5 protein-coding genes and 1 riboswitch are annotated in these 5,551 nt (G+C 34.0%); of the genes, 1 reads left to right on the forward strand and 4 read right to left on the reverse strand.

Features of this window, described 5'->3' with window-relative positions; genetic code table 11:
* Nucleotides 1–224: 224 nt before the first annotated feature.
* The 4 genes from cytX to KQI69_RS00400 form a co-directional block, all read right to left on the reverse strand.
* Nucleotides 225–1,397: a putative hydroxymethylpyrimidine transporter CytX gene (cytX, locus tag KQI69_RS00385; protein WP_216563287.1), complete on the reverse strand. Its 1,173-nt coding sequence runs from the start codon at nt 1,395–1,397 to the stop codon at nt 225–227.
* A gap of 35 nt (nt 1,398–1,432) precedes the next feature.
* Nucleotides 1,433–2,230, reverse strand: coding sequence for a bifunctional hydroxymethylpyrimidine kinase/phosphomethylpyrimidine kinase (thiD, locus tag KQI69_RS00390; RefSeq protein WP_216563289.1), 798 nt, complete (start codon nt 2,228–2,230; stop codon nt 1,433–1,435).
* 128 nt (nt 2,231–2,358) lie between these two features.
* Nucleotides 2,359–2,469: riboswitch (TPP riboswitch) on the reverse strand.
* 264 nt (nt 2,470–2,733) lie between these two features.
* Nucleotides 2,734–3,924: a cell wall metabolism sensor histidine kinase WalK gene (locus tag KQI69_RS00395; protein WP_216563291.1), complete on the reverse strand. Its 1,191-nt coding sequence runs from the start codon at nt 3,922–3,924 to the stop codon at nt 2,734–2,736.
* Nucleotides 3,917–4,597: a response regulator transcription factor gene (locus tag KQI69_RS00400; protein ID WP_216563293.1), complete on the reverse strand. Its 681-nt coding sequence runs from the start codon at nt 4,595–4,597 to the stop codon at nt 3,917–3,919. Before KQI69_RS00400 ends, KQI69_RS00395 begins: the two co-directional genes overlap by 8 nt.
* 140 nt (nt 4,598–4,737) lie before the next feature.
* Between KQI69_RS00400 and KQI69_RS00405 the strand changes: the two genes are divergently transcribed.
* On the forward strand, nt 4,738–5,370 hold the full coding sequence (locus KQI69_RS00405; RefSeq protein ID WP_216563295.1) for a hypothetical protein: 633 nt from the start codon (nt 4,738–4,740) through the stop codon (nt 5,368–5,370).
* The last annotated feature ends 181 nt before the right edge of the window (nt 5,371–5,551 follow it).

The following is a 5,551-nucleotide window of genomic DNA, read 5'->3' on the forward strand; positions in this document are numbered from 1 at the left end:
ACCCCCACTTATTGCTCTACGCAATAGAAGTGGGGGACTTACTTGATAGTGTTAAACTCCGGTCAATTTAAAAAGGGGCTGTCGCACGAAGCACTATTCATACAATATGTAAATAATAACTCTGTTATTAACATCTACATATTGTATAAACTATACTTAATGCGACAGACCCTTATTTATTCATAAAAATGTTGGTTTATCATTATAAACCTCTTTTTCCAAACTTACTTTTCCCCGATAATCTTTCCTACTACAACCGCTATCACAATAGTAACCGCCATATCAGGCAATGTATTTCCTACAGGTATATCAACAGTCATAAGATAACGGTAAAGTATAAATCCAACAACCCAGATGCTTGCATTTGATATGTCAACTTTCTTACTGCTCTTATCCGCTTTTAATATAAAGTAATCTGCTATCTGTATAGCTATCATCGGCGCAAATACAGAACCGATAAGATACATAAAGTCTGTTATGTCGTCCATAGGGAATAATATTGCTGCCGCTGTTCCTATAACTGTTACTGCTATAGTCACATATTTTCCGTTTAATTTTGACAGAATAGTCTCGCTTGATATTCCGGCTGAATATGCGTCAAGGAATGTTGTTGTTACTGTTGAAAATACAACTATCAAAAGACCAACGATTCCAAGTCCTGCCTTAACCATTATCTGTGCAACATCACTCTCACCGGTAAATATGGCTGCACCCATTCCGATAATGTACATCCAGCAACTCACTATACCGTAAACTATCGTACTTACAAGAGTTGCCTTTACAGGTTCTTTTGCTTCTCTTGTATAATCACTTATGAGTGGAAGCCATGATAACGGCATTGCTACGGCAAGCTCGACCGCTGCTCCAAAGCTCATTGTGTCACCTGACACTTTTACTCCCGATGCATCACTGAAAAATATGACTTTGCACATTATTATGGTAAGGATAAATAGCGCTGCCATTGCTACCGTATTTATCTTTCCAAGATTTGTTATCCCGATAACCACCCACAAAATAATAAGTGCTCCGATAACAAGACACCATACCCAGTTTCCTGTGTTAAATATTCCATTTGCCGCAAGCGCACCATCATAAATCATGATAGATGTCCAGCCGACAAGCTGGAGCACATTCAAAAATGCAAAAAATTTGCTTCCATCAGCGCCAAAACTCATCGTAACTGTATCCATAGCACTTTTTCTTTCTTTTCCGCCTATGATTCCGGCACAAAAAAGCATAACGCAGCCGATTATGTGACCGATTATGATAGCCAGCACTCCTCTGCTAAAACCAAGTGACGCAAACGATGTTCCCGTAAGTATCTCGGCAATCGAAAGCCCCGCCCCAAACCAGATAAGTCCGTTTTCAAATAATGATGTTCTTCTTATGTTTTCCATTTAATTCCTCTTTTCTCTCTATCTACTTATGACCCTTATTTCATAAATTCATTATCACACGCAAATGCATGATTCATAGGACCGCTTCCTTTTCCAAGATCAAGCATTGCCGCAAGTGCTCCTGATATATAATCTTTTGCTCTGAGTACTGCATTGTCAAGGTCATATCCCTTTGCCAGATTTGATGCTATAGCACTTGACAATGTACAGCCTGTACCATGAGTATTCGGATTATCTATCCTTTTTCCCGTAAACCACTTGTAATCACCGTTTCTATATAAAAGGTCATTTGCATCGTTTATCTGATGACCGCCTTTCATAAGTACTGCACAGTCAAATTTTTCACTTATAAACTTCGCTGCTTCTATCATGTCATTTTCACTCTCAATCTTCATTCCTGACAAAACCTCACCCTCAGGTATGTTTGGTGTGAGAACCGTTGCTATCGGAAGTAATTTTTCCTTCAATGTATTTATCGCATCATCTGTTATAAGTTTTGCACCACTCGTCGCAACCATAACCGGATCAACAACTATATTTTCCGCCTTGTACTGAATAAGTTTATCTGCAATCTTTTCAATAAGTCCGCTTGCAGATACCATTCCTATCTTTACCGCATCAGGATAAATATCAGTAAATATCTCGTCAATCTGTTCTCCTAAAAATTCAGGTGTTACATCCATGATAGCTGTAACCCCCGTAGTATTCTGTGCAGTAAGTGCCGTTATCGCACTCATAGCATATACACCGTTACTTATCATGGTCTTTATATCAGCCTGTATTCCTGCTCCACCGCTTGAATCACTTCCTGCTATTGTTAATGCTGTTTTCAAAATATATGACCTCCTTATTTTTTTATCTATAAATTCTTATTGGCACACCAATACTATACGAGCATCTTCCTATAAATTAAAAAAAGAATGTACATAAATACCATGTACATTCTCAACATAAATCTTATATAATCTACACCGACAACTTCCTACGCTGGCATTATCCATCAGGTTATAAGGGTTAAGATACGCAATCTACTCTCAGCCTGTTTCACGCACAAGCTCCCCTGCGTCAGCTATTATACATTAAGTTTTTGTTTAGTGCAAGAGTGTTTTTATTGTTTCTAACAGCTTCTGCATATTAAGCGGCTTAGTCAAGCGGATATTCGCAATCCGCTTTGCTACTTGCTCATAACACTATTAGCAGCTATCACATAGCTGCTATAGCAGCATACATATCAGAAGGGGCTCGTCCCCCCTCCTGATACAAGGAAGTCCCCCCTACTTATTGCTCTACGCAATAGAAGTAGGGGACTTCCTTGATAGTGTTAAACCATGAATCTCTATAATCTGCATATAAATATAACATCTTTTTTATACTCACTTTTTACAGATATCGTACCTCCATGCAATTCTACAATTGTTTTGGCTATAGATAACCCTAAACCAAAACTATTTTTTTCTTTAAAATTATTATTAACACTGTAAAATCGTTCAAATATATGATTTATTGCTTCATCACTTATCCCCTCTCCTGTATTATATACTGTTAGAATGGGATGTTCTTTCTCAATAAATAATTTTAATTGTATTTGACCGCCTGAAGGTGTATGTTTGATTGCATTCTCTAATAAAATCGCAACAAGATGTTTTATTTCTTCTTCACTACCGACATAATCCACTTTTTCATCAATTTCATACTCAAATAAAATATTTTTTTCAAAGGCTTCGCTTTCCATCGACAATACTATTTCTTCACAAGCATCCGAAAGAGAAAATTCTGCTTTTGGTATCTCTCTCCCTTTTTCTTCTAAATAAGAAAATGTCAGAAGTTCATTAACCAAATTGCTCATTCTATTTGTCTCAAATAAAATATTATCCAAAAAACGATTTTTATATCCATCCGCAGCTATGACCTGTGCATTTATCTTAATTGATGCAACAGGAGTTTTTAATTCATGACTTGCATTAGATATAAACTCTTTTTCACGCCTTAACATCTCCTCTGCTGGTTTAGTAACAAAATGTGACAGATATAAACTAACAATAAAAAAAAGAACTAATCCAACATTTAAAAGAAGAATATTTCCTATAAGAGCCTGCAACTGATATCCACTCATAGACATATCCTTAAATATAATATATTTCTCACCATTCTTTTGTTCTTTTATATAATAAAGATAATCTTTCCATTCACATTCATCTTTTCCATTTTTAAGTACTCCCAAAACTACCTTGTTAATCACATTTTTATTATATTTATTATTACTTGACTTTACATTCCAAATCTCCCCATTTGAACTTAACCTAACTGCATAATATGGTCTTGCTTTATTTGTCTCTACAGAACCATCCTCCATTGCTTCCATAAATGATTCTGAACCAATTTCCGCAATCCATTCCAATGTATCTAATGTTTCAATTTTTTCCCAATGCCTGTTATATACGCTTACAGCAATAAATAATATTGCAAAGATTACAGTCAGCATTCCCATTGTAACAATTATAAATTTATTTCTAAGTTTTCTAATCATCAGTAGTTTCCTCCAATGAATATCCAACATTTTTTGTTGTTACAATCTTAACTGTAGTCTGCACAAATCTCAGTTTCTTCCTCAAAAATGAAATATAAACCTCCAAATGATTATATTCGGGCTCATCATCAGGCTCCCAAACTTTAGATATCAACATGTCCTTAGTAAGGATGTTTCCTGCATTTACCAACAAATATTCCAATAATTCATATTCTTTATTTCCAAGTTTTACTTTTCTTTCACCTGACTTCAATTCATGTCTGCGCCTGTTAAGAATAATATCACTATAATAAAATTCATCTTTATCCGTTTGTTTTCCATTTCGTGTTCTGGCTCTCACTCGTGCTAAAAGCTCCTCAGCATCAAATGGCTTTACAATATAATCATCTGCCCCACTATCAAGACCATATACCTTATCATCAAGTTGTGATTTTGAGGTCAATAAAATAATAGGTGTATTTATACCCTCTTTTCTCACATGCCTTAAAACAGATATTCCATCAATTTTTGGCAGCATAATATCCAATATAACAATATCATAATTATTATCTACTATCATGTTCAATCCCATTTGACCATCATAGCATACATCAACTAAATATCCATCTTTACCAAACAACGCCACAAGAGCATCTGCTAACATCTCTTCATCCTCAACAATCAAAATTTTCATTTTCTGCACCTCACTTTATTATAATAAATTCTACTATATACTCCCAACCTTAAATAAATATTAAACTTTCAATGTATATTTAAGGTAAGCTTTTTATTATATTATCAAATAGTAAAACATCAGAAAAGAGGTAATCATTTATGCATACTAATATTATATCGCAACCATTAAAAAAACAGGACTATAAATCTATATGCAATATTATAATAAAAATTTGGAATTTAGACGAATATTTTTCTGAAAAAACTGCACATATCATTTCAAATTTATATCTGCACACCTGTCTATCAGAAAATATACCTGCACACACAATTACTTATAATGGACATTTAGTCGGTATTGTTTTTGAAAACTCTTTAAGAAAGCATAAATCGGCAATTTTTCACACATTACAAAAACATTTTTATTATTTGCGGCTGCAATTTAATGCTGAGAAAAAAAATATATTTAAGGTTTTAAAGAACATAGAAAACATCAATGCTGAACTATTAACTAACTGTCCGTCTATATATAATGAAGAAGACTTATTTCTTGCACTATATCCTGATAGTAAAAAATACAATATCAATAAAAATATATTTAATGAAATTCTTAAATATATAAAAAAGCAAAATATTGAACATTTTTTCATATATACAGACACAAGATATAATTGCCAGTTCTATGATTATATGCAAATGAAAAAATGCTCCGAAAAAACTGTACTATTTAATTACGACGAAGAAGACTATGATGAAATAACTTTTTTCATATATGAATATAAAGCTATTTAATTAGCCACCCAAAAAGCTTGTAATGGCACTTAAGGCACATGATACACGCCTTAAGTGCCAACAATGTTTCAAGCACTATTCTAAATATTGCACACCCTTAAATACTATTATATCATAACCCTAAGGATATTCGCAATCCGCTTTGCTACTTGCTCATAACACTATTAGCTGCTATCGCAGC

This window comes from Eubacterium sp. MSJ-13 (assembly GCF_018918235.1).
Classification (GTDB): domain Bacteria; phylum Bacillota; class Clostridia; order Lachnospirales; family Lachnospiraceae; genus Butyribacter.

Bases quoted from the DNA above. Each gene is read 5' to 3' on its own strand.
- KQI69_RS00395 (WP_216563291.1), bottom strand. From the start codon at position 3,924: ATGATTAGAAAACTTAGAAATAAATTTATAATTGTTACAATGGGAATG.
- KQI69_RS00405 (WP_216563295.1), top strand. From the start codon at position 4,738: ATGCATACTAATATTATATCGCAACCATTAAAAAAACAGGACTATAAA.
- KQI69_RS00400 (WP_216563293.1), bottom strand. From the start codon at position 4,597: ATGAAAATTTTGATTGTTGAGGATGAAGAGATGTTAGCAGATGCTCTT.
- cytX (WP_216563287.1), bottom strand. From the start codon at position 1,397: ATGGAAAACATAAGAAGAACATCATTATTTGAAAACGGACTTATCTGG.